At 55.7% G+C, this 26,818-nt stretch carries 21 protein-coding genes; 6 read left to right on the top strand and 15 right to left on the bottom strand.

All coding sequences use genetic code 11. The features are described 5' to 3' along the window. Positions 1-73: 73 nt before the first annotated feature. From P1X16_RS08775 to P1X16_RS08765, 3 genes are all read right to left on the bottom strand, one after another. Entirely contained in the window at positions 74-796 is a 723-nt protein-coding gene (locus tag P1X16_RS08775; protein ID WP_277227563.1) for an intradiol ring-cleavage dioxygenase, read from the bottom strand. A 324-nt stretch (positions 797-1,120) separates the two neighbouring features. Further along, positions 1,121-2,056 (bottom strand): ring-cleaving dioxygenase, encoded by a 936-nt coding sequence (locus P1X16_RS08770; protein ID WP_277227562.1) that lies wholly within the window; start codon positions 2,054-2,056, stop codon positions 1,121-1,123. Between the two features lie 124 nt (positions 2,057-2,180). Next, the gene (locus P1X16_RS08765; RefSeq protein ID WP_277227561.1) at positions 2,181-2,810 is read right to left on the bottom strand and encodes a dienelactone hydrolase family protein; all 630 of its coding nucleotides are present in this window, start codon (positions 2,808-2,810) and stop codon (positions 2,181-2,183) included. A 519-nt stretch (positions 2,811-3,329) separates the two neighbouring features. Between P1X16_RS08765 and P1X16_RS08760 the strand changes: the two genes are divergently transcribed. Both P1X16_RS08760 and P1X16_RS08755 read left to right on the top strand, forming a co-directional pair. Next, positions 3,330-4,397, top strand: a complete 1,068-nt coding sequence (locus P1X16_RS08760; protein WP_277227560.1) for an NADH:flavin oxidoreductase/NADH oxidase — start codon at positions 3,330-3,332, stop codon at positions 4,395-4,397. 256 nt (positions 4,398-4,653) lie between these two features. Then, the gene (locus P1X16_RS08755) at positions 4,654-5,367 is read left to right on the top strand and encodes an alpha/beta hydrolase (protein WP_277227559.1); all 714 of its coding nucleotides are present in this window, start codon (positions 4,654-4,656) and stop codon (positions 5,365-5,367) included. 31 nt (positions 5,368-5,398) lie between these two features. Here the strand turns inward: P1X16_RS08755 and P1X16_RS08750 are convergent, their stop codons facing one another. The 4 genes from P1X16_RS08750 to P1X16_RS08735 all read right to left on the bottom strand — a co-directional run bounded on the left by P1X16_RS08750 (position 5,399) and on the right by P1X16_RS08735 (position 8,897). Then, positions 5,399-6,805, bottom strand: a complete 1,407-nt coding sequence (locus P1X16_RS08750; protein ID WP_277227558.1) for an FAD-containing oxidoreductase — start codon at positions 6,803-6,805, stop codon at positions 5,399-5,401. Between the two features lie 95 nt (positions 6,806-6,900). Beyond that, the gene (locus tag P1X16_RS08745; protein ID WP_346771242.1) at positions 6,901-7,071 is read right to left on the bottom strand and encodes an SDR family oxidoreductase; all 171 of its coding nucleotides are present in this window, start codon (positions 7,069-7,071) and stop codon (positions 6,901-6,903) included. A 75-nt stretch (positions 7,072-7,146) separates the two neighbouring features. After that, positions 7,147-8,022 (bottom strand): helix-turn-helix domain-containing protein, encoded by an 876-nt coding sequence (locus P1X16_RS08740; RefSeq protein WP_277227557.1) that lies wholly within the window; start codon positions 8,020-8,022, stop codon positions 7,147-7,149. Next, positions 8,019-8,897 (bottom strand): AraC family transcriptional regulator, encoded by an 879-nt coding sequence (locus tag P1X16_RS08735; protein ID WP_277227556.1) that lies wholly within the window; start codon positions 8,895-8,897, stop codon positions 8,019-8,021. Before P1X16_RS08735 ends, P1X16_RS08740 begins: the two co-directional genes overlap by 4 nt. Positions 8,898-9,167: 270 nt before the next feature. Between P1X16_RS08735 and P1X16_RS08730 the strand changes: the two genes are divergently transcribed. Continuing rightward, complete coding sequence (locus tag P1X16_RS08730) at positions 9,168-11,702, top strand: sigma 54-interacting transcriptional regulator (protein ID WP_277227555.1); 2,535 nt, start codon at positions 9,168-9,170, stop codon at positions 11,700-11,702. Between the two features lie 8 nt (positions 11,703-11,710). Here P1X16_RS08730 and P1X16_RS08725 read toward each other — a convergent pair whose 3' ends face one another. Continuing rightward, on the bottom strand, positions 11,711-13,981 hold the full coding sequence (locus P1X16_RS08725; protein ID WP_277227554.1) for a histidine kinase dimerization/phosphoacceptor domain -containing protein: 2,271 nt from the start codon (positions 13,979-13,981) through the stop codon (positions 11,711-11,713). A gap of 412 nt (positions 13,982-14,393) precedes the next feature. On the opposite strand from P1X16_RS08725, the gene P1X16_RS08720 reads away from it, so the two are divergent. The 3 genes from P1X16_RS08720 (at position 14,394) to P1X16_RS08710 (ending at position 17,560) form a co-directional block, all read left to right on the top strand. Then, positions 14,394-14,888, top strand: coding sequence for a hypothetical protein (locus tag P1X16_RS08720; RefSeq protein ID WP_277227553.1), 495 nt, complete (start codon positions 14,394-14,396; stop codon positions 14,886-14,888). A gap of 164 nt (positions 14,889-15,052) precedes the next feature. After that, a complete protein-coding gene (locus tag P1X16_RS08715) occupies positions 15,053-16,210 on the top strand; it encodes an FAD-dependent monooxygenase (RefSeq protein WP_277227552.1) in 1,158 nt (385 codons plus the stop codon). Positions 16,211-16,600: 390 nt separating this feature from the next. Next, positions 16,601-17,560, top strand: a complete 960-nt coding sequence (locus tag P1X16_RS08710) for a YitT family protein (RefSeq protein ID WP_277227551.1) — start codon at positions 16,601-16,603, stop codon at positions 17,558-17,560. 200 nt (positions 17,561-17,760) lie between these two features. On the opposite strand, the gene rplT is transcribed toward P1X16_RS08710, so the two are convergent. The 7 genes from rplT to P1X16_RS08675 form a co-directional block, all read right to left on the bottom strand. After that, a complete protein-coding gene (gene rplT, locus P1X16_RS08705; RefSeq protein WP_245125272.1) occupies positions 17,761-18,105 on the bottom strand; it encodes a 50S ribosomal protein L20 in 345 nt (114 codons plus the stop codon). Between the two features lie 153 nt (positions 18,106-18,258). Continuing rightward, positions 18,259-18,453: a 50S ribosomal protein L35 gene (gene rpmI, locus P1X16_RS08700; protein ID WP_277227550.1), complete on the bottom strand. Its 195-nt coding sequence runs from the start codon at positions 18,451-18,453 to the stop codon at positions 18,259-18,261. A gap of 110 nt (positions 18,454-18,563) precedes the next feature. Next, a complete protein-coding gene (infC, locus tag P1X16_RS08695; RefSeq protein WP_277229514.1) occupies positions 18,564-19,193 on the bottom strand; it encodes a translation initiation factor IF-3 in 630 nt (209 codons plus the stop codon). 258 nt (positions 19,194-19,451) lie between these two features. Further along, positions 19,452-21,401, bottom strand: coding sequence for a threonine--tRNA ligase (gene thrS / locus P1X16_RS08690; RefSeq protein ID WP_277227549.1), 1,950 nt, complete (start codon positions 21,399-21,401; stop codon positions 19,452-19,454). Positions 21,402-21,523: 122 nt separating this feature from the next. Then, positions 21,524-22,555: a tetratricopeptide repeat protein gene (locus tag P1X16_RS08685; protein ID WP_277227548.1), complete on the bottom strand. Its 1,032-nt coding sequence runs from the start codon at positions 22,553-22,555 to the stop codon at positions 21,524-21,526. A 232-nt stretch (positions 22,556-22,787) separates the two neighbouring features. Further along, on the bottom strand, positions 22,788-23,741 hold the full coding sequence (locus tag P1X16_RS08680) for a tetratricopeptide repeat protein (protein ID WP_277227547.1): 954 nt from the start codon (positions 23,739-23,741) through the stop codon (positions 22,788-22,790). Between the two features lie 142 nt (positions 23,742-23,883). Continuing rightward, entirely contained in the window at positions 23,884-26,817 is a 2,934-nt protein-coding gene (locus P1X16_RS08675; RefSeq protein WP_277227546.1) for a DNA gyrase/topoisomerase IV subunit A, read from the bottom strand. Between the last annotated feature and the right edge of the window lies 1 nt (position 26,818).

Raw genomic sequence — 26,818 nt, 5'->3', positions numbered from 1 at the left:
TCCAAGAACAGAAGACGCTACAGACTTATCTGTAGCGTCTTTACCTACGGAAATAAACAGTAACTCAGGGCGCTTAAGCCGCTACCCCGAACGAAATAGCTAGTTCAAAGCCGGCGGTGGGGCTGCCCGTTACGGTGGCCAGTTCTTGCGTCACCCCGTCGCTGAACACGTTGTCCTTAGCATTAGTGGTGTAGCCGCTCATGCCCTTGGCGTAACCATTAACCGCAGCCACGGCCGTACCCGTGCCCTCGGGGAAGGCAATCTGCGTTACCTTCAACGATGTGCCACTGGCGCTGTAGATGTGCACGTGGATGTGGGTGGCCCGGCCGGAATACCAACCCGGAAAAATGGTGGTAAACGTGACCTGCCCGTTGGCGTCGGTGGTCTGGCGGCCGCGCAAGAAATGCACGCTCTGGTAGTTGGTGGACTGCATGCCCGAGCCGCCGTATTCGGAGTAGTTGCCCTCGGCGTCGCAGTGCCAGATGTCAACTACTGCCCCGGCCAGGGCCGCGCAATTGTTGTTGGTGTTGGTGATGGTAATCTTGGCCGTCATTTTGTGGCCGGCCTTACCGTCGGTGATGTCGCTGCGCACATACGAAGCGGGCACCTTGGTGGGGAATGGCCCTTCGGTTTCGGTGGGCGCAACCGAGCAACTACCAGACGTACCGGTGCCGGTAGTGCCCGTGGCGCCGGTCGTAGGCGTTACTTCCTCGGATTCCTTGCCGCATGCAGAGAGAAGGGCCGGCGTTGAAATAGCGCCGACGAACAGGCTTTTCAGAAAGTGTTTACGTTCCATCGAATGAGAGTGTAGAAGACCAAGACCTTGATTGCTTGGCACAAACTTGCACTTGTTCATTCTGGCCTACCCTCCACAATCGACAGATTCAACTGCTGACTCGACAGATTCCCAGCGCCCCTTCTACAGAAACACCGACTGTTGTCAACTGCACGCAGTTTGCTAGGTGTTTCTAACTATGCTGCCCTGTCTCTAAAAGCATAGCAGAGACAGGGCAGCAACGAATTATTCCAAGATGAATTGCTGGTCGTACGAACCGCAAGAGCCAAGAAGTTTCAGATAATCAAAGGCCCTACTGCTACTGAGAAAGGCCATCTGAAAGAACTAGCTAATTGGAGGCAGGACGGCTTCTAGTTGCGCCCGCCGGGGCTCGTGCTGTTTGGGCAGCATCAGGCGCGTACCTAACTCGGCCAGCGGCTCATCCACCGTAAAACCGGGGTTGTCGGTGGCAATTTCGAACAGGACTCCGCCTGGCTCACGGAAATACACCGAGTGAAAATAGTCGCGGTCAATCTGCGGGGTGGGTTGCATGCCTTTCGCTAGTAGCTTCTGACGGATAGCCAGCTCAGCTTCGTCGTCTTTCACCCGGAAGGCAATGTGGTGCACCGAGCCCCCGGCCGTGAGGCTGCGGCCTTCACCTGGCACTTCCACCAAGTCGATATAGGCGGCGGTTTGTACCGCATCGGTGGTGTAGCGGTAGCGGTTCACGTGTTGCTCTAGCAGTTTGTAGCCAAATACGTCCGTCAGAATGTCGGCCGTGGCGGCTACGCTGGCCAGCGTCAGGGTCACGGTGTGGAAGCCTCGGGTGGCAACATCGGCCCCTACTTCGGGCGTCGTCCAGGGCGTACGGGTATCGGCGGTTTTCGAGACTATCAGCTCCAGCTTCAGACCATCGGGGTCGAGGAAAGTGAGGTACTGCTCCCCAAACTTAGTGCTTGGCTTGTTATAGGTCACGCCGTGCGCATCAAAGCGCTTCATCCAGAAATCGAAGCTGCCTTCGGGCACCGAGTACCCGATTTCGGTGGCCTGCCCAGTGCCGCGCCGGCCCGCGGTGATGTTGGTCCACGGAAAGAACGTGAGGATGGTGCCGGCCGAACCGGTTTCGTCGCCGAAATAGAAGTGGTAGGTACCGGGGTCATCGAAGTTGACAGTCTTTTTCACCATGCGCAGCCCGAGCACCTTGGTGTAAAAATCGTAGTTGCGCTGGGCGTTGCCAGCAATGGCCGTTACGTGGTGCAGGCCTAGAATGCGTGGTTCCATGGAAGAAGTGAAAAGTCGGTTAAAAACAAGAATACAAATGGGGCGCAACCACGCTTGGCGGCCGTGCCGTGCGGCAGAAGTGGCTAGGAAGCCTGGACTGCAAGGGCAGTACCAAGGCTGCGCTTTAGCTGGAAGGCTTATTGAAAATCAGTGTGTTGGCGGCGACAATTTCTTGTTGCGAAATGGTGTGGCCCATGTTGGGGTATATTTTTTCGGTTACGGCGGCGCTTAGGTTGGTCAGTAGCACCGTGGAGGCCCGAACCCGCTCCACAGGCACGTGCGGGTCTGGGTCGCTCGTGCCGATGTAAATGGGCGTGCCGTTGAAATTGCCAGTGTAGTTGTCCTGGTAAATCTGGTCGCCAATCAGGCCGCCCGTGAAAGCAGCTACGCCGCCGTAGCGAGCCGCGTGGCGGGCCACGTATTCCAGCGTGAGGCAGGCACCTTGTGAGAAGCCCAGGAAGTAGATATTTTCTTTCGTAATACCCTGTGCTTCTGCCGTGGCTACGGCCCGGCCCACGGCAGTTAGTGCGTCGGAGAGCCAGGGCTCGTTTTGCGCGGGCGAGGCCAGAAAGGAATACGGGTACCAGGTATTCTGCGTGGCTTGCGGTGCCAGCAAGGCAAAATCGGGCACGTGCAGGTGGGAGGCCAACGAGAGAATATCGGCGGCGCTGCCTCCCCGACCGTGGAGCAGAATAAGAGCTTTGCTAGCGGTAGCCAGTGCCACGCCAGCGGTGCGAAGGGGTTCTTGATGCATATAAACTGAGCGAGAAAGGCCCAAACAGGAAACGCGGTAAATGAAACCACAAAGTACGCACCGAGGCCGGATCGGGCACAGGGTCAAATCCTGCAATCCGAGGTACATATCATGGGTACGCTAGGGTGGCAGCCGTGGCAACGAATCCAGCATATATACCTCGGATTGCAGGATTTGGCTATGGAGCGGCGCAGCCAGGTTCAGGACCTTTGGCCTGCCAAGAGCAAGCCGTATTTGCCAGTGGCAGCAACCAACTGACAGTCATCTACAAGCATTTACCTCTTTTCGCGCTGGAACCTTTGCCTCAGCTGCCAACCACAAGCAACCACACGCTCGTGCTTATTACCTCCGAGGTCTAGATGGCCTTTGCTACCCAAAGGACCGGCATAACGGAGTTGCGCGTCAAACCTGCCATCAGGACCGGAGCTTCACCAATTTTCAACGTGCCAACCGCGGTAACCATGGCAGCTGAGGCGCGAAGTGTAATAGCTAAGCCTTCTTCACCACATAACTAATTGCATGGATTCTCACTTGTTTTCACCCCTTGAAATCCGTAGTCTACAGCTGAAAAACCGGTTAGTAATGTCACCCATGCAACAGTACGTCAGCCCAGACGGGCTGGTGGGGGCCTGGCACCTGGTGCACCTGGGTAGTCGGGCTGTGGGCGGCGTGGGTTTGGTGATTACCGAGGCCACCGCGGTAAACCCGGAGGGCCGCAATACCCTCTTTGATACTGGCTTATGGAATGAAGCGCAAGTTGCTGCCTGGCGCCCCATTGTGCAATTTGTGCAGGCTCAGGGCGCCAAAATAGCGGTGCAGCTCTGGCACGCGGGCGGTAAGGGCAGCCACGCGCACCCCGCCGCTGGCTTCCACTACCTGCCCCCGGCCGAAGGTGGCTGGGTCACCAAAAGCGCGTCCGCCGTTTCCCTGGACCAGCATCAGACCTCCGAGGCCCTGACTGTAGCGGAAATTCAGGCGCTAATCCATAATTTTAAAGCGGCTGCCGCCCGCGCCGTACAGGCGGGCTTCGATGCCATCGAGCTGCACGCGGGCCACGGGTACTTGTTTCACCAGTTTTATTCAGCGCTGACCAATCACCGTCAAGACGAGTACGGCAGCAGCTTCGACAACCGAATTCGCCTGCTCGTGGAAACGGTGCAAGCCATCCGGACCGTTGTTCCTGACGGAATGCCCCTGCTCGTACGCCTCTCCGCCGTTGATTTCTCCGACGAGCCACAGGCTTGGCAGCTAGCTGATTCGGTACGCCTGACCGCCGTGCTGCAGCAGCATGGCGTAGACGTGGTTACGGCCTCGGCCGGCGGATTCGGGGCGCCCGACCGTACGAAGGTCGTGCCGCTCTACCAAGTGCCTTATGCCGAAAATATCAAGGCCAATACGGGCATAATTACTGGCGCCGTGGGGCTCATTACCACTCCCGAGCAAGCCAACACCATCATTACTAGTGGCCAAGCCGACCTGGTGGTGCTGGCCCGAGAGCTGCTGCGCGACCCATACTTTCCGCTCCGGGCCGCTACCGCGCTGCATATCAAAACGCCCGTGCCGGTGCCCTATACCCGCGCTTTTTAAGCTAAGAGCCACAACTTATGGCTATAGCGCTGATGCATAACTACCTAGCGGAGCTGGACAAGACAACCAGCTAGCCTCTTGCCTGCCCCCGGCTTATTTCAACAATCCTAGTCTAGAAACACCTACAACACGCTCACCGAGGCAGTGGCCTGCTTGGTCCCAACTGGCTATAAGATGGCGCGCTTAGGAAGGCTCCCTGTATTCACTTTGAAATTCACTTACGCTTATTCCTTCTTAACATATCCTTGAAGTCAGCATGAAAAGAACCTTCGTACTCGTGCACGGGGCTTGGTCGGGGGAGTATGCTTGGGACCTGTTGCGCGCGCAGCTAGAGCAGCTGGGACACCGGGTCGTGACGTTCAACTTGCCGGGGCACGGAGGCGAACCGACGCCACTGGCCGAGCTAACGCTTGAACGCTACGTAGCGGCCACCATAGCGCATGTTTCGGCCGAAGCGGGACCGGTAGTGTTGGTGGGTCACAGCATGGCCGGCATGATTATTTCGCAGGTGGCCGAGTACGTTCCCAGCCAACTAGCGCGGCTGGTGTACCTGTGCGCCTACCTACCCCAAAACGGCCAAAGCGCCTTCGACTTCGCCGACCCCGACAGCCTCCTGCCGCCCAACCTTGTAGTGTCCGCCGACCAACGCTCGGCCACCATTGAGCCTGCCGCCATTGTGCCCATTTTTGCGGCCGATTGCCCGCCGGCCATTCAGCAGTTAGTTGTGGCCCGGCACCAACCCGAGGCGCTGGCCCCGTTCCAGGCTAAGGTGACACTAACCGAGGCCAACTTCGGGCAGGTACTGAAATGCTACATCGAAACGCTGCACGACGCAGGCATCAGTACCAACCTGCAACGGCAGATGCTGCTAATCAACGGCACCGTAGCCGACGTTGCGGCTCTGGACTGCGGCCACAGCCCGCATTTGGCCAAGCCTGCCGAGCTGGCTGCCATACTGGACAGCATCTGATGCCTAGCTGCGCAAGCCCAGCTGGTACAGGCTAGTTGCCGGCTGGTTTGGCAATTTCTTCCAGCGGCTTCAACTCCCCAAATACCGTCGGAATCAGTTCCGACACCGTGGGATGAATGAACACGTTGCGTCGCATGAAAGCGGCCGTTTGCTGCGCGTACATAGCCGTGATGATGCAGTGTATGGCCTCGTCGCCGCCCGTGCCTACGATGCTGGCGCCCAGGATCTGGTCGGTTTCGGCGTGCACGAGCACCTTTATGAAGCCCTTGGTTTCGCCTTTTTCTACGGCCCGGCCCACTTTGGTCATGGGCCGCTTGCCCATTAAGACGGGGGTACCGGCAGCGCGCACTTCCGCTTCCGTCAGGCCGACTCTGGCGTAAGGCGGGTCGAGGTACACGGCGTACACGGGCAGCCGGTCGCTGACCCGGCGCTGGCCTTGGTCGAGCAGGTTGGCGGCCACTATCTCGAAGTCGTTGTAGGAAGTGTGTGTAAAGGCGCCCCGGCCATTGCAGTCGCCTAGCGCCCAGATGCCCGGCACAGCAGTGCGCAGTTCCTCATCGACGGGCAGGTAGCCACGGGCATCGGCATTTAGACCCGCTTTTTCCAGCGCCAAATCATCGGTATTGGGCTGGCGGCCCATGGCAAGCAGCAAGTGAGAGCCGCGGCTCGGGGCTGGGTCGTCTTGGCAACTAACGTGCACCACGGGCTGCCCATCCTCCTGCCCCAGGCTGATGCATTCGGCCCCGAGGCGGAGCGTAATGCCTTCCGCGGCCAGAATATCGGCCACGGCGGCCGCTACGTCCTCGTCGTCGTGGGGAAGCAAGCGCGAACTGCGCTCAACAATGGTTACTTCTGACCCAAGCCGCCGGAACATCTGGGCAAATTCCAGCCCCACTGCGCCCGCGCCCACTATCACCAAGTGCGTTGGCAGCTCTTCCAGCGCTAGTATGGTGCTGCTGGTAAGGTAGGGCACCTCGCCGATGCCGGGCAAGGGTGGGCTGGCTGGCCGGCCACCTACGTTCAGAAAAATGTGCTTGGCCTCCAACACATCGGCGCCTACTTGCATGCTGATAGCCGACAGAAATTGGGCAGTACCCCGGAAAATGGTGCAGCCGGGCATTTGCTGAAGCCACTTTTCCAGACTAGCCCGCGAGGCCGCCACAATGTTGTCTTTGCGGGCTTTCACCTGCGCTAAATTCACCGTGAATTCTGGCGCTGGCTTAAGGCCGTAGTTCGCAGCTTGACGCATGGTGTGCGCTGCTTTAGCACTGGCAATCATGGCTTTGGTGGGCGTACAGCCCGTGTTCACGCAAGTGCCGCCGAAATTTTTGCGTTCCACAAAGCCTACTTTCCACCCGGCGGCCGTAAGACGGCCCGCCAATGAAGGCCCCGCCTGGCCCGCCCCAACAATCAGTGCATCAAAGGTGTGATTCATCATAAGACTGCCTTGCTTGAGTGACACCGAACCTACGACCGTTGCGAACTACTGGCTATTCGGCTGGACGGAAAGTACGCATTTGAAAGCCGCTCTTGCTACACGACACTACGATAAATGCCGCCATCCACCCGCAAAGCAGCGCCATTGATGGCGCCAGCTAGGCCACTGCAAACAAAGACGGCTAAATCAGCAATTTCCTGGGGCCGAATCAGGCAGCCAATGATGGACGATGGACGGTTTTCGGCCATTAAGCGCCGCTCGCCCACGGCAAACTCATCGTCGGGAATTCTGACCGGGAAAAAGAAAGTTTGGACTCGCTAGATCTGGTCTGCCCTGCTGTGTTAGGCTATCATCAGGGTGGGTAGCGGACAGCTGTACTGCGCTTGCGTTTGCTTTTTGAAATGGGAAAATGTGACGCCGGTGCAGCGCTTGAACAGCTTACTGAAGTGTGCCACATCCTCGAACCCTAGTTGGTAGGCCACCTCCTTCAAGGATGCATCGCGCAGGGACACCAAGCGTTTGGCTTCCAGCATGATGCGTCGCCGAATATGCTCGCTGGCAGGCTGCCCGGTTTCCTTGCGGATGCTAACACTGAGGTGGTTGGCCGTTACGTGCAATTGATCGGCATACTCGGCTACTGATTTCCACCGAGTGTAGTGCTGCTCTAGTAGCTGCTGAAAACGCCCAAACAAGCCAGCGTGCACCAAATGAGTGGCAGCCCCGCGCTGCTGCTGACTTAGGCGGGTGCAGTGCAGCAGTAGCGTCTTGAGGTAGGAGCGCAACAGGTCTTCGCGCAACACGGCCGCGCTGGCGGCCTGTCGTTGCAGGCTACCAACCAAAAAGGATATGTCGGCTACGTGCTCGTCGGGCACGTGCACCGGGCCGGCCGTGGCCTGATGAAACAACTGGAACAGCAGCAGTTCCCGGTCGTTGCCGGTTAGCCTCACAAACTCGTCGGTGAAGCGCAGCACCAGCCCCGTGGCCCTTGCTGGCACTACTTCTAAGGCGGGCTGACCGGGCCGCCCGAAGTACACTTCCCGCGGCACTTGCTGGTCGGCCAAGACGGGGCCGGTTTGCGGACTGTCCTCCCCTACCAGCACTACCGTATACTGCGGCCAGCGGGTGGCTGGCGCGGGTTCTTGTCGGCACAGGGCCAGCGGACTGATATCGAAGTAAAGCGGCGCGTTAGGGTCGGGCAAAGTGGAAGCCGTTTTCATACGCTCGCAGAGGACATAGCCTGCAGATGCCGACGGTAGTCGGTGGGGGTTGTGTCGTAGTGCTTTTTAAACAGCTTGTTTAAGTGACACACATCCGTAAAGGCCAGCTCATCGGCAATTTGCGACACGGTAAGCGTGCTGAGTTGCAGTCGGGTTTCCACTAGTTTAAGCTTGTAGCGCAGAATGTATTGGCGCAACGACTCACCGGTTTCCTGCTTGAATAAGGCGCTCAGGTGCTTGGGCGAATACGCAAACTCCGCCGCCAGCCGCTCTACTCTAAGGCGGTCGGGCTGCGAAATATGCCGCCGGATATAAGCCAGCAGCCGCTGCACAAAGCTTGCTGCATACGAAGAAGTTACCCGCTCCCCTACCGAACGCCCCGTGAGCTGCCGGCCGATAAAGCTGAGCATGGCCCCCATTAGCGACTCGGCCAGGGTGTTGTTGAACGGCTGCCCCCGGTTGCTGTATTCAGAGAACAGCAGCTCCAGCAGCGCCTCGAACTGCCGCTGCTCGTTGGTACCCAGCTCGATGCTGCCCATGCTTCCCAAGGAGGCATGCAACGTGTAGTCGCGGAGCAGGTGCCAGGCACTGGTATGAATGCCGGTGGCCGTCAGCTCCGTGAGGTAAGCCTCCGTAAATTTTACGAGGCCAAAATCGGTCGTTTCATTGATAACGAAGGAATAGCAATCTGCCGGGCCTAGCAAGAACACGCTGCCCGCTCGGTAGCCCAGGCGCTGCCCATTGATGATGTAAGCGCCGCTGCCCGTCCGGATACAGATAAGTTCGAAGTGGTTGCGCAATTGCCGCGAGCCGGCCCAGGCACTGGCCACAAACTCCTCGACTTCCAAGGGTTCACGTTGTAGGTAGCATTTCATAGCAAGGTGGTGAAGGGTTAGACGACTTCCGGTTCGGAACCCAACTTGTAGCTAACCGAATGCCACCACCTGTTTGGAATATTTATTAATTATTATACTGCTCAATATCAACTATTTGAACACTACATTGCCTGCTACAGCGCTGCTTCATCCACTCCGAATAAATGGAGCCTCCGAAATATCGGAGGTAACTTCGGAGCCTAGATTGCTGTGCCTTACCTTAGCCGCATAGTCTCCTTCGTAGTCACGCACCTGCTACTTTGTTGTTTTATGCTTGTATCCGGTACTGAGCTCGCGCCCACGGCCAGCATTCTTATTGTAGAAGATGAGTTTCTGATAGCCAATAACTTACAGCGCATCCTAACCAAAGCTGGCTATCAGGTCACGGGCCTTGCCAAAAGCGTGGCCGAGGCCCATGCCCTGCTAGCGCAAGTTACTCCCGACGTTGTGCTGCTGGATGTATTTCTAAAGGGCGACAAAACGGGCATCGACCTCGCGCAGTGGCTGAATAAGCACCAGATTCCGTTCGTTTTCCTGTCGGCCAACTTATCCGACAGCGTGCTGGAAGCGGCGAAAGTGACTCAGCCCTTTGGCTTCCTCAATAAGCCCTTCCGCGCCAAAGACGTCCTCTCGACGCTGGAAATTGCCCGGTACCGTCACGCGCACAGCGAGGAAGCCAAACTGCGCCAGCAGCAGCAAATACAAGTAGCCGTCAACAATGCCATTATCACGCTGCACGACCGTGACCAGCTAAGCTTAGCTATTGCCGCGCAGCTTGATAAGCTAGTGCCTTTTTCCTTTCTCAACCTGCGCATCGCCTTGCCGGAGGAGCAGTCGTATTACTGGGTAATGCTGCGCAAAACGGCTCTAGGAACGTTTGAGCGCATTCATTTGCCGGTGCTGCTGGGGCCCAACGCTTCCGATGACCTGCTGGAGAAACTCACGCAGGAAACCCCCGACCAGCTAGGCGAGCAGCCCGGCATTTTCACCGGCGCAGCCTTTGAGAAATTGTGCGCCAAATACCTCACGGCTCGGGCCATTCACGACACGTTTGGCGTGCAGTCGTTGCTGGTGCTGCCGGTGGTGCTAAAACGGCGCTCATTTACCAACCTGCAATTGGCCCGCACCGACCCTAATGGGTTCTCGCCGGCCGATTACGAAGCCATCAGCCTGGTTATTGCGCAGATTGCCTTGGCGCTGGACAACCTGCTGGCTTGCGAGGAAATAGACGCCCGGCGGCGACTAAAAACAGCCGAACTGGCGTTAGCCAGCGCGTTTCAGAATGGCAAAAGCATGGTGGAAATTGCCCCCAAAGTGGCCGCTGCCATCAACGACGTACTCCCCGGCATTGATTTGCTGAGTGTCTACCGCGTGGGGCGGCTGCTCGGGGCCACACCGTTCGACGTGACCGTTAAGAAAAAGGACGGCTCGTACGTCTCCATGCCCGAAAGCGAAATCAAGCCCCCTACCACCATTTCACCACTCGACTGGCAACAGCAAGTAGCAGCAATGGAGTCGTGGCTGGTGCAGCCAACGCTAAACGTGGGTCGGCAGTCAACTGAGGTGCGGGACCGGAACCTGGTGACCCAGCTATACGGCGAGCAACTGGGGCTGCAGTCGTCGATGTACGTGCCCATCCGCATTAAAGACCAGACGGTAGCGGCCTTGGTGGTAGCTAGCAAAGCCGCCTATGCTTTCACGCCCAAAGACCTCCAGACCTTGCAAAGTCTGAGCGACGAGCTGGCGCTGGCCCTGGAAAATTTGCTGGCCTTTGAGCGCATCAAATTGCTGAGCGAGCAGCTGGAGCAAGAGAAAACCTACCTCAGCGAGGAAATCAAAACCAGTCACAACTTCGAGGAAATAGTAGGGACGAGTCCGGCCCTGCTGGCCGTGTTTGACAGCATTGCCCAAGTAGCGCCCACCGATTATACGGTGCTGATAACGGGCGAAACCGGCACCGGCAAGGAACTGATTGCGCGGGCCGTGCACAACCTGTCCAAGCGCAAGGGACGCACCATGGTGAAGGTGAATTGTGCGGCCCTGCCGCCGCAGCTTATCGAATCCGAGTTGTTTGGCCACGAGAAAGGCAGCTACACCGGCGCCACCGACAAGCGCATCGGTAAGTTCGAGTTGGCCCACGGCAGCACCATTTTCCTGGATGAAATTGGGGAGTTGCCCCTGGAACTACAAGCCAAGCTGCTGCGCGTCATTCAGGAAAAGGAAATCGAGCGAATTGGTGGCAAAGGTCCTAGTCCTATTGTGGTGGATGTGCGCTTTATTGCGGCCACCAACCGCAACTTGCAGGAGGAGGTAGCCGCCGGCCGCTTCCGCGCCGACCTTTACTACCGGCTCAACGTGTTTCCGGTACTAGTGCCGCCCCTACGCGAACGGCCGGAAGACATTTTGCCGCTAACCGCTTATTTCCTGCAAAAAATCAGCAAAAAGCTAGGCAAGCCCCTCACCGGTTTGTCGAACACCATGCGGCAGCAGTTGCAGCAGTACGCCTGGCCCGGCAACGTCCGGGAGCTGGAACACGTGCTGGAGCGGGCCTCCATCATGACCCGCTCCACTACTCTGGAGCTCAACGAGCCGCTAGTCGCCAGTCCGCTACTGCCTTCGGCTTACGCAAATGGGGCCGTGAAGCCAATGCAGGAAGCAATGCGCGAAACCATCTTGGCGGCCCTCTCTCAAGCCAACAACCGAATTCGAGGGCAAGGCGGCGCCGCGGAATTGCTCAACCTCAAACCCACCACATTGGAGTCGCGCATGAAAAAGCTGCAAATCGTTCCCTCTAAGGAAGGTTGACAATGGCGCTAAACCGGCAAAAACGTAGCCTGAACAGGGCTGGTCACCGCCGCAAACGCCAGGCTGATGCGTACGCCCGGCGTTTGGGTGATGCGCAGGGTACCGTCAATCTGCCCGCTCAGCCCGCGCATGATGGTGAGGCCCATGGTATGACTGTCCTCTAGGTTGAATCCGGGAGGGAAACCTGCTCCGTCGTCGGCAATGGTTAAGTGGTACTGCCCCTGGCCGGCCTCCACCAACTCGACGGTAATTGTGCCGGGCTGCTGCGGCTGAAACGCGTACTTCAGGGCGTTGGTCAGGGCTTCGTTGATGATGAGTCCTAGCGGAGTAGCTAGCGTTACTTCTAACTCGACGGGGACCACTGCAAGCTCCATCCGCACAGTATCCTGGCAATCAAAGGATTCCAACAGATACTCGGTGATTTCGCCGATGTACGCTTGCATATTCACCACCGCCAGGTTTTCGGATTGGTAGAGTTTCTGGTGAATCAGAGCCATGGCGTGGACCCGGTTTTGGCCTTCCCGCAGCGCGGCCAGCGCCGATGGCTCCTGGATGTAATCGGACTGCGTTTCCAGTAGGCTGCTGATAATTTCCAGATTGTTTTTGACGCGGTGATGAATCTCCCGGAGCATCCAGTCTTTTTCTTGCAGCAGGTCGTGCAAGGACTGGTTTTGCTGATTGATTTCGGCCTGCTTGTCTTCTAACAGGTGGTTGCTACGCTGTTTGAGGCGGTAGCGGTTGTACACCAAGCCTAATACCAGTGCCAGCAGCAGCGCCCCCACAAAAAACGCATTACGCTGAAACTCCCGCTGCCGGAGGCTAGCTTGCTGCACTTGCGTTTGCTTGGTAAGCAAAGCGATATTCTGCTCTTTTTTGCGAGTGTCGTACTGGACTTCGAGACTGGCGAGTTGCTTGTTCTTGGTTTCGTTGAATATCGAGTCATTCAGGGCTTTATAGCGCTGGTAGTGCGCAATGGCCGCTGGGAATTTGGTTTCCGCCGAGTCTACCTTAAACAGCAGAAGCTCCAATTTGGCCGCAATGGCTGCACTACCAACGCGTGGTTGCAAGGTCTTTGCCTGACGCAGAAAACCCCGGGCTTTTTCATACCGCTGAGTTGATACGCACAATTGACTAAGCCTGAAGTAGGCAGTAAGCTGTTGACTATAGTCGTCGGCATACACCTTTTTATCTCGCAATAAAGAAATTAGCCGAGCTTCATACTTTTCCGCTACCTCAAACTGCTCGGTTGCGGTATAGCAGGTGGCCAGGGTCAGATACACGTAGTAGAGATGATAGTTGTCAGTGGCGGGATAAGCCCGGATTTCTTGCTGAAAAAACGCAAGAGCTTGCCTGGGCTGCTGCTGGGCAATGAGCACATACGCTATGCCCCCCGCTATATCGAGAATAGGCAGAACGGTTTTTTGGTAGTGCGCATGTTTGAGCGCTTGTTTGAAATAGCGGAATGCTTCCTCTGGTTGATTTAGGTTGGTGTACACCGTGCCCACCGTCGTATAGAAATACGCTAGCGACGCCGTGTCCTTGGTAGTTTCTGCACTTTCAATAGCGGCAATGCCATACCGCAATGCCTCTTTGAAGTTGCCGGAGTTCCTACTTGCTGCCCTCAGCAAGTCATAGGTGTAGTGCAACCGACGATAGCCGACGGACCGGTACAGCGCAACGACTCGAAGCAACTCGTCACGGGCTTGGAGCGAGTTGCCTTGCACTAGGTACATATCGGCAATGGCTTTCAAGATGAAAGCTTCCTTTTCTTTGTCGCCGAGTGCTTGGTATAAGGTTGCCGCTCGTTGAAAACAGGTAATGCGCTGCGAAATGCCCGTTGCGGAGCGGGGATAGGCAACGCCTAAGTAGTACCAGCCTTCGGCTTCCTGGCGCTTGTTGCCCCGCTGATGGCTTCTAGCTAGTGCCTGCCGAATCAGGCCTTTTCCATCGGCTGGCGTAGGCAGATACTGCATAATGCGCCCCAAAGTGTACTGGCTGCCAATCTGCTCGTCGGTAGCCCGTAGGGCCTTACTTAATACTTCTGCCTGCCTGCCGTAAGCATAAGCGCTATCCAACGGCGTATCCAACTCTTCGTGGCTATTAATCAGGCTATTGCTTAGTGCAAGCAACAACCTAGCACGGCGGACATTGGGTGGGCTTCTCCATAGAACCCGGCGCAGGCTGTCAATGGAGGTCGTGTTAAGCAACGGATACAACGGTTCCGCCGGGCTGGCAAAGCCAGCCATCAACAAGAGTAGCAACAAGCACAGTCGCTTCATAAAGGGGTAAGGGCAAACAAACAGTAGTGCTAGATAAGAGCAAATAGTGTAGTGCCTAGATGCACCAGCTCTTGATCCGCATAAAATACCGCTTAATCCATGGTTTATACTGCTAGAAAAGGAAGGGGCGCCGCTACGCTTGCTCTAGCTTCAAGATGCAGTGCGGGCTACTGCTCTTTCGTAGCCTTCCAGGGAGCAGCCTACTATATCTCTATGATTTACTTAGGCTCAACAACCAGCATGTCGATACAGGCCAAGTGATGCCTGATTAGCAGTACAAGTTTATCTAGAAGGTATTTACTACTGAAATCTGCAATTAATTAACCTTGGTAGAACGGACAGCGCAGAATCGTATCTTGCTCAGCGTAAGCGAGTAACAGCGCAATTCCAACTCCTATCCCACCCTACCCTCATGGCTACTTCCATTTCTCCCGGTCTGGGCCGAGCATTGATTGGCACGGCGCTGGTCGCCGGCACTCTGGACATTACCACGGCCCTAAGCAAGTACTACTTAACTACAGGCCGCTCACCGCTGAACGTGTTGCGCTATGTGGCCAGCGGCGTGTGGGGCACGCAGGCCCTAACCGGTGGCACGGGCATGGCACTGTGGGGCTTGCTGCTGCACTACAGCATTGCCTTCCTCTTCACCGCCTTCTTCTTCCTGTGGCTCTACCCGCGCTGGCGCCCTTCGCTGCATCCTGTTCTGGTTGGAGTACTCTATGGTACCTTCGTGTGGCTGGTGATGAACTTACTGGTAGTACCTACCTCTCGCGTACCGGCTGCACCCTTTCGCCTGGAGCATGCGGCAGTGGAATTGCTTGTTATCATCGTGTGCATTGGGCTGCCAATCGCCTTAGGTGCTAACCGCTTCTATCGGCGGCAGACAAGCACCCTTCAACGTCATTGAAGCACAACTACTAACCTTATGCGGCGTGATAAACAACACACGCTCTGCTGCCTACAGGTTGACGAGTTGCTCATACAACTTGCCGTTTCATCTACTTCCAGCGCTTATTTCGTTCTTTATCTGATGGCACGCCACATCAGTAGCGTTAAGCCAGCAGATAATTTATGGCACATTTCATTGTTATTGGCGCGGGTTTAGGTGGACTAGCTACGGCGCATGGCTTACTCGGGCTTGGCCACTCTGTGCAGGTGTATGAAGCGGCCCCAATATTGCGCGAAGTAGGTGCTGGCCTCGTGCTCGGCGCCAATGCCATGCGCGCCTTGCAGCAACTAGGCCTCCACGAGTCAGTGCATCCGCTCGGCTCGGCTGTTACTTCTCTTAAGCTCTTCGACCAAAACGGCCGCTTATTGCAGAACGCGGATACTTCTGTATTTACTCGTGCCCTAGGGTTTGATAACGTAGGTATTCACCGAGCCACGCTCCAGCAAGCGCTGCTTCAGGGGTTGCCTGCCGACACACTAGTTCTAGGCAAACCTTTTGAAGGCTTTCAGCAAACGCCTACGGGCGTAGAAGCTTTTTTCACAGACGGCACCACCGCGCAAGCTGATTTTCTGATTGGGGCCGATGGTATTCGTTCTCGTGTGCGCCGCCAGTTGCTACCGGCCACAGAGCCGCGTTATGCGGGCTATACGTGCTGGCGAGCCGTGGTGGAGGCGGCTCAACTAGAGTTGCCGGAGGGCCAATCAGGAGAGATATGGGGCAACTATGGCCGGCGTTTTGGCTACGTGCCCGTGGGGAACGGCCAAGTGTACTGGTTTGCCTGCCTCAACAGCCCTGCACCGCAGAACCCCAAGTTTCGCGCGTATCGGGTGGCCGATTTGCAGCGGGAGTTTCACTCGTTTCCGGCACCCGTACCCGCTCTGCTTGGTCTCACTCGCAACGAGGAGTTGCTCTGGAACGATATTCTGGACCTCAAGCCTCTTCGCCAGCTAGCTTTCGGGCGCGTACTGCTGCTCGGAGATGCCGGTCACGCTACCACTCCCAACCTCGGTCAGGGCGCTGGTATGGCCATGGAAGACGCGGCAGAGTTAGTAGCCTGTCTACGTCATACACCCCTAATAACCGACGCTTTTCGCCGCTTCGAAAAGCGCCGCCTGCCTCGCACGACGCGCATCGTGCGAACTTCTTGGCAGTTAGGCCGCGTAGGTCAGTTGGAAAATCTGTTGCTAACCGGCTTACGCAACACCATTATGCGCCTATTGCCTGCTGCCGTTAGCCAAAGCCAGATGGCCTGGCTATACGAAGAAGACAACAAGGAATAAGCTTAGGATTTGTATCCCAGAACCTTACCCTGAAGGTTGTTGGCGCACCAGATACACTGACTACTGCTTCAACACAAGTGGTCATCTATGACCAGGTTTCGCTCGAAACGACACAAGGCAGAAACATAGCGTCTGCAGACAGACTAATCTAGGCAAGCGCCAAGTTCCTATAAGACAAAAACTAGTTGCTTGTCCTATGAAAGGAGCAACTGGAAGCACCTCAAAGTCAAGTAGGTAAGGCCGTCGCAAAAAGTTATATTGCTTTTCCCTATTCCTTCTGAAGCACAATTTGATGGAGGGAAGCTGCCTGCTGGCAGCAATTAAAATGGCTGGTTTTGGAGGGGAATGCCAGTAGGCAGGTAGTGTAGTAGTCCAGTAATTGCTTTGTCTATGCTGTTCCAACAAATTTTCCTCCTCAAGAAGCGTGTTCCCGCGCAAACCACTGCCTACGGTTCCTCTACGGCCATCATCTCCACACAATCCTGGAAACGCTTTTTCTCGGCACTAGGAAGTACGTCTTTGGTGATGGCAGGCATCTTGTCGGCCGGAATGGGTTTGAAGTCATTTTTGCTACCCAACCACTTCATCGACGGGGGTGCCACAGGTATCTCCATGTTGCTGTCGGCTACTCTCAAACTCCCCCTCTCCTACGGACTGCTGCTCATCAACATCCCTTTTCTGCTACTTGGCTACCGGCAGATGGGCGGAGCATTCGCCCTGAAAGGGGCTGCGGCTATTGGTGGCTTAGCCCTGTGCGTCGCGGTAGTACCCTACCCCGACATCACCCCCGACCTGTTGCTAACGGCTGTATTTGGGGGAGTATTCCTCGGGGCAGGTATTGGTTTGGCAATGCGCGGCGGGGCCGTCCTCGATGGCACAGAGATACTAGCCTTGCTCATCAACCGGCACACTCCTCTGCTGAAAGTGAGTGACATCATTCTGTTGATGAACGTTTTCATTTTTGGGGCTGCTGCTTTTGTGTTAGGAATCACGCAAGCCCTCTATTCCATCCTGACATATGCTGCCGCCTCCAAAACATTAGACTTCTTCCTCAACGGTATCGAGCAGTATACGGGCGTAACCATCATCTCCACTCGCAGCGATGAGATTCGGCAAGTTATCACGAACAGTATGGGCCGGGGAGTGACCGTGTACAAAGGCCAGAGCGGCTTTGGCAAGCGTGGGGAGCACCGCGAGGAAATTAATATCATCTTTACGGTAGTCACACGGCTGGAGCTACCGAAGCTGCGTGAGGAGGTGAAGCGCATCGACTCTCAGGCCTTCTTGGTTCAGCAGAGCGTAGATGATGCCGTCGGGGGTATGCTTAAAAAACGCCCCTTACATGATTAAACTAGAGTATAAAGCAAGGCTGTTGAATGGTGCCTGCTGTGTCTTGCCTACCTAAAGCATTTGCTTGATTTAAGTCTGCTTGCTAAAGCATGCCATTTGGGGTGGTTTTAAACTCTCAGTACACGCTTTAGCAGCCACCAACAAAAAGAGCCTGACCGAAGTGGCCAGGCTCTTTTTGTTGAGCTTAATCAGAAATCAGACTACTTAACTTTCTCCACGATGCCGCGGAAAGCCTCGGGGTGGTTCAGGGCCAAATCAGCCAGAACTTTGCGGTTGAGGTCGATGCCAGCCTTCTTCAGACCGCCCATCAGCTGCGAGTACGATAGACCATGCTCACGGGCACCAGCGTTAATACGCTGAATCCAGAGGGCACGGAACTCGCGCTTTTTGGTCTTACGGTCGCGGTATGCGTAGAGCAGACCTTTTTCAACGGCGTTTTTGGCAACGGTCCAAACGTTCTTGCGACGGCCGAAGTAGCCTTTCGCCAAACGCATTACTTTTTTCCGACGGTGGCGCGAAGCCACGTGGTTGACACTTCTTGGCATAACCTGTTTGTTTTTTGGCGGTCGGCGACAGAGCGTTTGCCTTGTCTTTGTTTTTAGCCGGACGCCTGGTTTAAATGTTTAAATGGGTAATGGCTATCTGCTGCTTGCTGACAATGCTCTTAAAAAGAGCAATCAACAACCAACTATCAGCAATTACATCGTAAGCATATCTTTCACGCGGTTCATGTCCGCCGAGCTTACCAAGGTAACGTGCGTAAGATTACGCTTTTGCTTGGTCGACTTTTTTGTCAGAATGTGGCTCTTGAAAGCGTGCTTACGCTTGATTTTGCCCGTGCCGGTCAGCGTAAAACGCTTTTTGGCGCCGGACTTGGTCTTCATTTTCGGCATTGTGGAGGTGGTAAAAAGTGAAAAAACTGCGGCGGTCGGCTGCCTAGGGCCGGGGCGCCAGCGTACAAAATGGCCGAAGCCATCGAAAAAACTCTTTATTCGGCAGCTGCTTATGAGGCGGGCTGTCCGGCTTTGTCCTTGCCAGCTTCCTTAGGAGCGGCAGGCGCTGCCGCTGGCTTGGGCTTAGCGGGTGCTACTGCTTTGGGAGCCAGGTAGAGGAACATGCGCTTGCCTTCCAGCTTGGGAAGTTGCTCTACTTTCGCCAGATCTTCCAAGGCCTGTGCAAACTTGAGCAGCAAAATCTCGCCACGCTCCTTGAAGACGATACTCCGTCCTACGAAGTGAACATACGCCTTGATCTTGGCACCTTCCTTCAGGAATTCCTGCGCGTGCTTCAGCTTAAAGGCGAAGTCGTGGTCATCGGTGTTAGGACCGAAACGGATTTCCTTCAGGATAACTTTGGTTTGCTTGGCTTTCAGTTCGCGGGTCTTCTTCTTCTGCTCGTACTTAAACTTAGAGTAGTCGATGACGCGGCAAACAGGCGGAACCGCAGTGGGCGAAATCTCAACAAGGTCGAGGTTCTGCTCCTGCGCTAGGCGCCGGGCTTGATCAATTGAATAGATGCCTTGTTCGATGTTGTCACCGACGAGGCGCACTTCCCGAGCCGTAATCTTCTGATTGATTTTAAACGGCTCCTCGACCTGAGCGCGAGGAATATAGCGGCGATTGGGGGTAGCTATGGCTGGTTCTCTTGAAGGGTGAGCTAAATACTTTTCTAGGACTGAAATGACATGAGACTAGCTCAATGGGTTCAATCAGCGGGCAAATATCCGCCATTTTTTCCAAACGCTCAAAAAAGGCTATATAAAATTGCCATTAAGCATTAGAAAAAATGGAACGGTTCGAAGTCGCTAGCAGGACCTTACGAGCATTGGGCACCTTTGTTCAGGTAGTCCAACTCTCAGTAAGGTCCTGCTAAGAACTCAGCTACTTCTGGATTAGGCTGTTTTGCCGTCCATCATGTCGGCTACTTGGGTCTGGAAGCTCTTGATAAAATCAGCAATGGGCATCGAGCCAATGTCGCCTTCGCCATGCTTGCGCACCGAAACAATGCCGTTTTCCTGCTCCTTCTCCCCTACAATCAGCATGTAAGGCACTTTCGACACTTCCGCATCACGAATTTTGCGGCCAATTTTCTCGTCGCGGTGGTCCACAGTGCCGCGTAGTTCAGCTTGCACCAACGTGTCGTGGATCTGCTGGGCATAGTCGTGGTATTTCTCGGAAATAGGCAGCACCGCAAACTGCTCGGGTGACAGCCACAGTGGGAAGTTACCACCACAGTGCTCGATGAGTACGGCCACAAAACGCTCGAGCGAGCCAAATGGCGCACGGTGAATCATGACGGGACGCTGACGGGAGTTGTCGGAAGCTACGTACTCTAAATCGAAACGCTCGGGCAAGTTGTAGTCAACCTGAATGGTGCCTAGCTGCCACTTACGGCCGAGGGCGTCGCGCACCATAAAGTCGAGCTTAGGACCGTAGAAGGCGGCTTCGCCAAGTTCAGTTACCGTGTTAAGTCCTTTCTCGGCAGCAGCCTCCTGAATGGCCGTTTCGGCCCGCGCCCAGTTCTCATCCGACCCAATGTATTTGGTCTTGTTCTCCGGGTCACGGAGCGAGATCTGAGCGGTGAAGTCAGGAAAATCTAGCGCCTTAAGTACATAAAGGACAATGTCAATAACCTTGGTAAACTCTTCCTTTACTTGATCTGGCCGACAGAAGATGTGGGCATCATCCTGCGTGAAGCCGCGCACCCGCGTTAGACCATGTAACTCGCCACTTTGCTCGTAGCGATACACCGTACCAAACTCTGCTAGTCGCACCGGAAGGTCGCGGTATGAGCGGGGCTTTGACTTGTAGATTTCGCAGTGGTGCGGGCAGTTCATGGGCTTGAGGAAGAACTCCTCGCCCGGATTTGGCGTCTTGATGGGCTGGAACGAATCGGCCCCGTACTTCTCGTAGTGGCCACTGGTCACATACAGTTCCTTGGCTCCAATGTGCGGCGTCACGACGGGCTGATAGCCAGCTTTCACCTGGGCCCGGCGCAAAAACTGCTCGAGCCGTTCGCGCAACAAGGTGCCTTTGGGCAGCCAAAGCGGTAGCCCCGCTCCTACTTTCTCACTGAAGGTAAATAGCTCCAGCTCTTTGCCCAGCTTGCGGTGGTCGCGGCGCTTGGCTTCCTCCAACCTTTCTAGGTATTCAGTTAGCTCTTTCGCTTTTGGGAAAGTGATGCCGTAAATACGCGTGAGCTGCTTGTTCTTTTCGTCGCCGCGCCAGTAGGCACCGGCCACGTTGAGCAGCTTAACGGCTTTGATAGGGCTCGTATCGGGGATGTGCGGTCCGCGGCACAGGTCGGTGAAGTCCCCTTGCGTATAGAAAGTGATGGAACCGTCTTCGAGGCGTTCCAGCAGATCCAGCTTATAAGGGTCAGCCTTTTCAGTGAAGTAGGCAATAGCATCGGCCTTGCTTACTTCCTTACGCTCGTACTGGCTTTTCTTTTTGGCCAGTTCCAGCATCTTCTTTTCGATTTCGGGGAAGTCCTCGCTGGAAATAGTGCGGCCTTCGCCGAGGTCGACGTCGTAGTAGAAACCGTTTTCAATGCTCGGGCCGATACCGAGCTTCACGCCGGGATATAGCGCTTCGAGGGCTTCGGCCAGCAAGTGCGCCGAAGAATGCCAGAAAGTAGCTTTGCCGTCTTGGTCGTTCCAGGTGAGAATTTCCAGGTTGGCATTTTGGCCAATGGGGCGGTGTAGGTCGCGCACCTCACCATTGACGCGGACGCCTAAGGCATTGCGGGCCAAGCCCTCACTGATACTGGATGCTACATCAAAGCCCGTGGCGCCATCTACAAACTGGCGCACCGAGCCGTCGGGGAGCGTGATGTCAATCATGAATTAAAAATTTAGCTATACAAACAGCGTGAGGCTGCAAGTTAGGTTGAATTGCGTAATGGCTAGCTGTTGAGTGGCGCTGTTGGAACTTCGGTCATCAAACAACTCACTCATAAAGCCAATTACAGCTTTGGCCGCAAAACTGAAATAGGCTCTATGCGCTCTTCAGGTGCGGCTGGCCGCCGGGGTGTTTCGTCCACAATGATGCCGCGGGCCCGGTTGCCTACTTTCCACACTTTATATGTCCAGTGGCGGTTACCGGGGTTCTCGGCCACTAGAAACCGATATTGCTCAGTAGCCTCCTCATAGCGACCTAAGCTCTCTAGACTCTCTCCCAGCATCTGCCGAGCGCCTTGCAAGCGTGGGGCGCGGCGTAGAGCCCGTTGGAGGTGCGGAACAGCATCGGCATATTTCCGCTTTTCGTACGCCGCCAGCGCTAGGCGGTAATCGGCGCGGTAGAACGTAGTGTCGAGTTGCACGACTCGGGTATAGATGCGCGTGGCGCTATCGGGCATGTTCTGCAGCTCGAACTGGCGGCCGTAGTCATACCAGAGGGGGCCGTAGTTGGGTGCCAGCCGCAAGCCCCGGGCGGCGTAAACGGCCGCAATGGCGGGCTGCCGAAAGGCGTTTGAAAGAAAAGCCAGTTGATGTAAAGTTTCTGGTTGGCGTGGGTCACGGGCCAAACTCGCGCGTAAATAGTCAAGCGCCTGCACGGTATCCTGGAGCCCTATGTAGGCAACACCCTTGTAGAACAAAGCGGCTGTGTGGTCAGGTTCCTGCTGCAGCGCGCGGTCGAGGTAGTCGATGGCAGTTTGGTAGTGACGGGATGCAAGATGCGTTTCGCCGACCAGCAAGTTCAGTTCCGGCGACGCATAGCCGTGTTGCGAGGCCACGTCGGCGGCGTCGAGGGCGGCCTCATACTTGCCTTGCGCCCGGAGGGCACGGGCCTTGGTGAAATGAAACTCACCGGGCGTATCGTCAAGGTCGAGCGCCGTGGTGATGTCACGCATGGCGGGTTCTATCTGGCCAGCATCAAGTCGAAATGCGGCCCGGCGCGCGTAGAGTGAGGCGTTGCGCGGCTGGCGGCTAATGGCTCCGTCAAGTTCCTCGGCCTGAATCTTGGGGCCGCTTTGCACCGTGGTCAAATCAACCATTGTTTCCGGCTGCTCTTCACTAGACGCACTAGTGCAAGAGGCGGTAGCCAGAAGCCCTAAAACAGGCAACAGAAGTAAGAAATGACGCAAAGGAGCTACAAACACGGATTTCAACCTACAAGTAGTCTGCAAAGGTAAAAGATAGGCACCGAGTGTGGCATTTTAAACCCGATTTGCTCCTATCTGCCACCCTTTAAGTGCATTTTTACAGGACGCCTGCTAAGCTAAAAGCTCACTCTATTTCTCGCAGGTGGCTATGGACTTGCTTCAGCATTTTCCGGTTGAGTTGGACTAGTAGCTTGCGGCAGCGCCGGCTGATTTCCAGCTCCTCGGCCGTGACGGGCGTAATTTCAATAGCATCTTGCAAGACCGCAACGGCGCTAGTGCGCTGCTTTTCGGCAATGTGAATCCGCGCCAAATCGTAGGCAAACTGAATTCGTTGGGGTTCAAGCTTATGAGCCTTCGTAAGAGCTTCTATTGCCGCATTGCTACTTGCTTCATTGGGAGTTCCTCCTAAGAAAAGCCGGCTGAATATTCGTTCGAGTATGTTGTAATGGTCGACGCGAAAATGCCAACGACCTAACAGCTGCAACGCATCTGCATAGTCGGGGCGAACGGCTACGGCTTTGAAAATGTAGGGCCGCATTTCGCGGTAGGCCAGAAGCCGGGCCCGAGCAGTAAGCAGCGTTGCCTGGTTGGCTAGTGCTAGTGCTTCGGCATAGTTGCTTTCGGCTCCTTCCGGGCGTACCACTAGGGCGCGGCTGGAATAGAGCCGCGCCGCCGAGAAATACGCAATTTTTCGGGTCTCATCGGTGTACCGCGAGCCTATGCGCACGCTCAGAACAGCGGCCCGCCACAGGGCTTCGTAGGTGGCGGGCGCTTTGGCCAAGACCAACTCGTACCTAGCTAGCGCCTCCGATTCTTTGTACTGCGCCTGCAACGATTTCGCTTCGGCCAGAAGCTTGGTTACTTCAGCAGAAAGAGGCGATTCTTCCTGACGGACTGGCTTGGCCTTCGCTCTACGAAACTGCGCATCTGCTGGCGCAACCCATAGGCACGTCAGCAACATCAGCACACACAAACGACCTAGCAACTTCATGACAACAGACAAGCCCACAAAACTGCGGCTTTTACGCCAGATACAAAGACCATGCGCTGAATCCGGCGCAGGCTGTTTCTGGTGCATAGAAGGACTTTATTCTAACCGCAGATACCCCAGCAGTAGTTCAGGCTGCTTCTCGTGGTAGAGCAATAAGCACAATACGCCCACAGTCCAGCTACAAACGCAAAACGCCCCACCAAGATTTGGTGGAGCGTTTTCGATTACGTTAAAATAGCTTCAGCTGCGACTTTGGCGTTTTGAGTATGGCTTGTGCTTGTGCTATTTCGTCGGCCGAAATATCTACAGGACCAGTCAGGTCAGGCAATGGCGCGCTTGCCTCGTCGCGGCTTCCTTCTGCAGTGCTAGGACGCGGAATGGTAGCGGGGCCGCGCTTCTTGGCTACTTCGCGGCGCTGCGGCTCGGGACCTTCGTCGGTAAGCAGTGTGGCAGCGTGTATTTTGAAGTAGTTAAGCTTGTTGCCCATGGCCTTCCAGCCCTTCACATCAATGAACTGGTGCAGGTGGATTTTTTCATTCTCCTTGTCAGCCTTCTTGTCACGCTGCAGCTTTACTTCCAGTTGCGGCTCGGGGTGACAAGTGGCGCACAACAGTTTCGAGCCTTTGGTTTCCGAAATGAAGACAAACCTTTTATTCGGCGTACTAGTCTCGATTCGGAACCGCTTTATATAGTGCGTTTTCGACTCCCCTTCAACATACAGTGTGCTAACAACCGTTTCGGGCTCGAACTTGCGTAGCAACACAATAGTAGGCACATCGAAGTGGAGAGTAGGATCGGGTGACTTCAACTCATAGCTTCCATCCTTGTGCACTACCAGTATCATATCGTCGGTGTCGAAGGTGCCGAGGTAGCGGCCGTGGCCGGCGGTATTGAGGCGTCCAACCACTGCGTCAAAGAACACTTCGCGCCCGCCAAGAGTGGAGTCACCGAGGCTGGTGCGGGTGATTTTCTTGATGGGCTGCTTGGTTACGATGTTGCCCATCGACCCTTTGCCTTTGATGGCCAGTTCAGCAAAATCGAAGTCGAACTGTTTCACCCGCGCCGGCGCCTTATCGGCCAGCTGTATGCTTACAACTTCGGACTCCGAATTAGGGTTGGCGGTTAGATAAAGCGTTTTGGTGCCCTTCGTCCCTTTGGTGAGGTCGTAGGTTTTGTCACGGGTGATGCCGGTTACCAAGAATCGTTTGGCGAAGCTGATGCCGGAAGCACCATCCTGGTACACCATGTTGTACACCAACCGGTCGTCGTTCTTGTTGTAGACGCCGACGTGCAGGATGTCTTTGCCCACAAAGGTTTTCTCGGCAATGCGGGTGACCATAAACGTCCCGTCGCGCTTGATGGCAATGATGTCGTCGAGGTCCGAGCAGTCACACACAAGCTCGTCTTTCTTGAGACCGTACCCTACAAAACCGTCTTGGCGGTTTACGTAGAGTTTCTGGTTGGCCACAGCTACCTTTTGGGCCGTTACCACGTCGAAAGTGCGCAGCTGTGTTTTTCGCTCCCGGTTCTGGCCGTACTTTTTCAGCAGACCCTCGAAGTAATGGATGGCATAGCGTGTGATGTTGGCCAAATGGTCGGCTACTTCAGCCAGCTCGGTTTCCAGCTTCTGAATATATTCCTCGGCCTTGAAGCCGTCGTACTTGCTAATGCGCTTGATGCGGATTTCGGTAAGGCGGGTGAGGTCGTCTTCCTCGATGGCACGGCGCAGCACAATGCGTGTGTCGTTGGCCTTCGCCTTATCCCCTTCCACCCGCACAAACTTTTTCAGGCCGGTGTCAATGGTGGTCAGAATGTCTTCCCAAGTCTCGCACTCCTCGATTTTGCGGTAAATGCGATTCTCGATGAAAATCTTTTCCAGCGAAGCCGAATGCCACTTTTCCTGTAGCTCCTCCTGCCTGATTTCCAGCTCTCGCTCCAACAGGCGCACCGTTTTCTCGGTGCTGAGGCGCAACATGTCCTCCACAGCCACAAAGCGCGGCTTTTCCTCGATAATAACGCAGGTGTTGGGCGAGATGCTGATTTCGCAATCAGTGAAGGCGTACAGCGCGTCCATGGTCAAATCCGGCGACACGCCCGTGGGCAAGTGCACCTGGATTTCCACCGCCGCAGCCGTGTTGTCTACTACCTTCCGGATCTTGATCTTGTTGGCTTCCGAGGCCTTCACGATGCTTTCCATCAGCGCCGTAGTAGTGGTGCCGTACGGAATGTCGCGGATGACGAGCAGGGTCTTATCAACCTTCTCGATAGTGGCGCGCAGACGGATTTTGGCCCCACGCAAGCCACCGTTGTAGTTGGTTACGTCGCAGAGGCCGCCGGTTGGGAAGTCGGGGAAGAGCTGAATGTCACGGCCCCGCAGCACGTCGATGCTGGCTTTGCACAACTCGCGGAAGTTGTGGGGCATGATCTTGGTGCTCAAGCCCACAGCAATACCCTCTACGCCCTGCGCGAGCAGCAGCGGAAACTTCACGGGTAGCGTGGTCGGCTCGCGCTTCCGACCGTCGTAGCTCATCTGCCACTCCGTAATGTCGGGATTGAAAACTACATCAAGCGCAAACTTGCTCAGGCGGGCTTCAATGTAACGCGGCGCGGCGGCACCGTCGCCGGTGCGGATGTCGCCCCAGTTTCCCTGCGTTTCAATCAGCAGATCCTTCTGACCCAGATTCACCATGGCGTCGCCGATGGAGGCATCGCCGTGGGGATGGTACTGCATGGTCTGGCCAATGACGTTGGCTACTTTGTTGAAGCGGCCATCGTCCATTTCCTTCATGGCGTGCAGAATGCGGCGCTGCACGGGTTTCAAACCGTCTTCGATGGCGGGCACGGCCCGCTCCAAAATCACGTAGCTGGCATAGTCCAGAAACCAGTTCTGGTACATGCCATTCACGGTGGCAACATCGTGAATAGTTTCGCCGGGCGCGAATTTCGGTTCCTCTTCGGTTACCGGAGCTTCTTGCGTTGCCGGCTCGGTCTCAACGGCCGCCATTTCAAGCTGGAGTTCGTCGTCGGACTCGGTGCTGCCAGTCGCAGCGTCGCTAGTGAAATCAATGGTGTCGCCGGGGCTGAAGAGCTCGGCGGGTACATCGTGTTCGGGAGAATCGGGGTTGACCACAGACAGTAGGGATTGGTCAGCAGAAGAAAACATA

The organism is Hymenobacter sp. YC55, from assembly GCF_029433095.1.
Classification (GTDB): Bacteria; Bacteroidota; Bacteroidia; order Cytophagales; family Hymenobacteraceae; genus Hymenobacter.
This window is presented reverse-complemented; position numbering and strand designations above follow the sequence as displayed.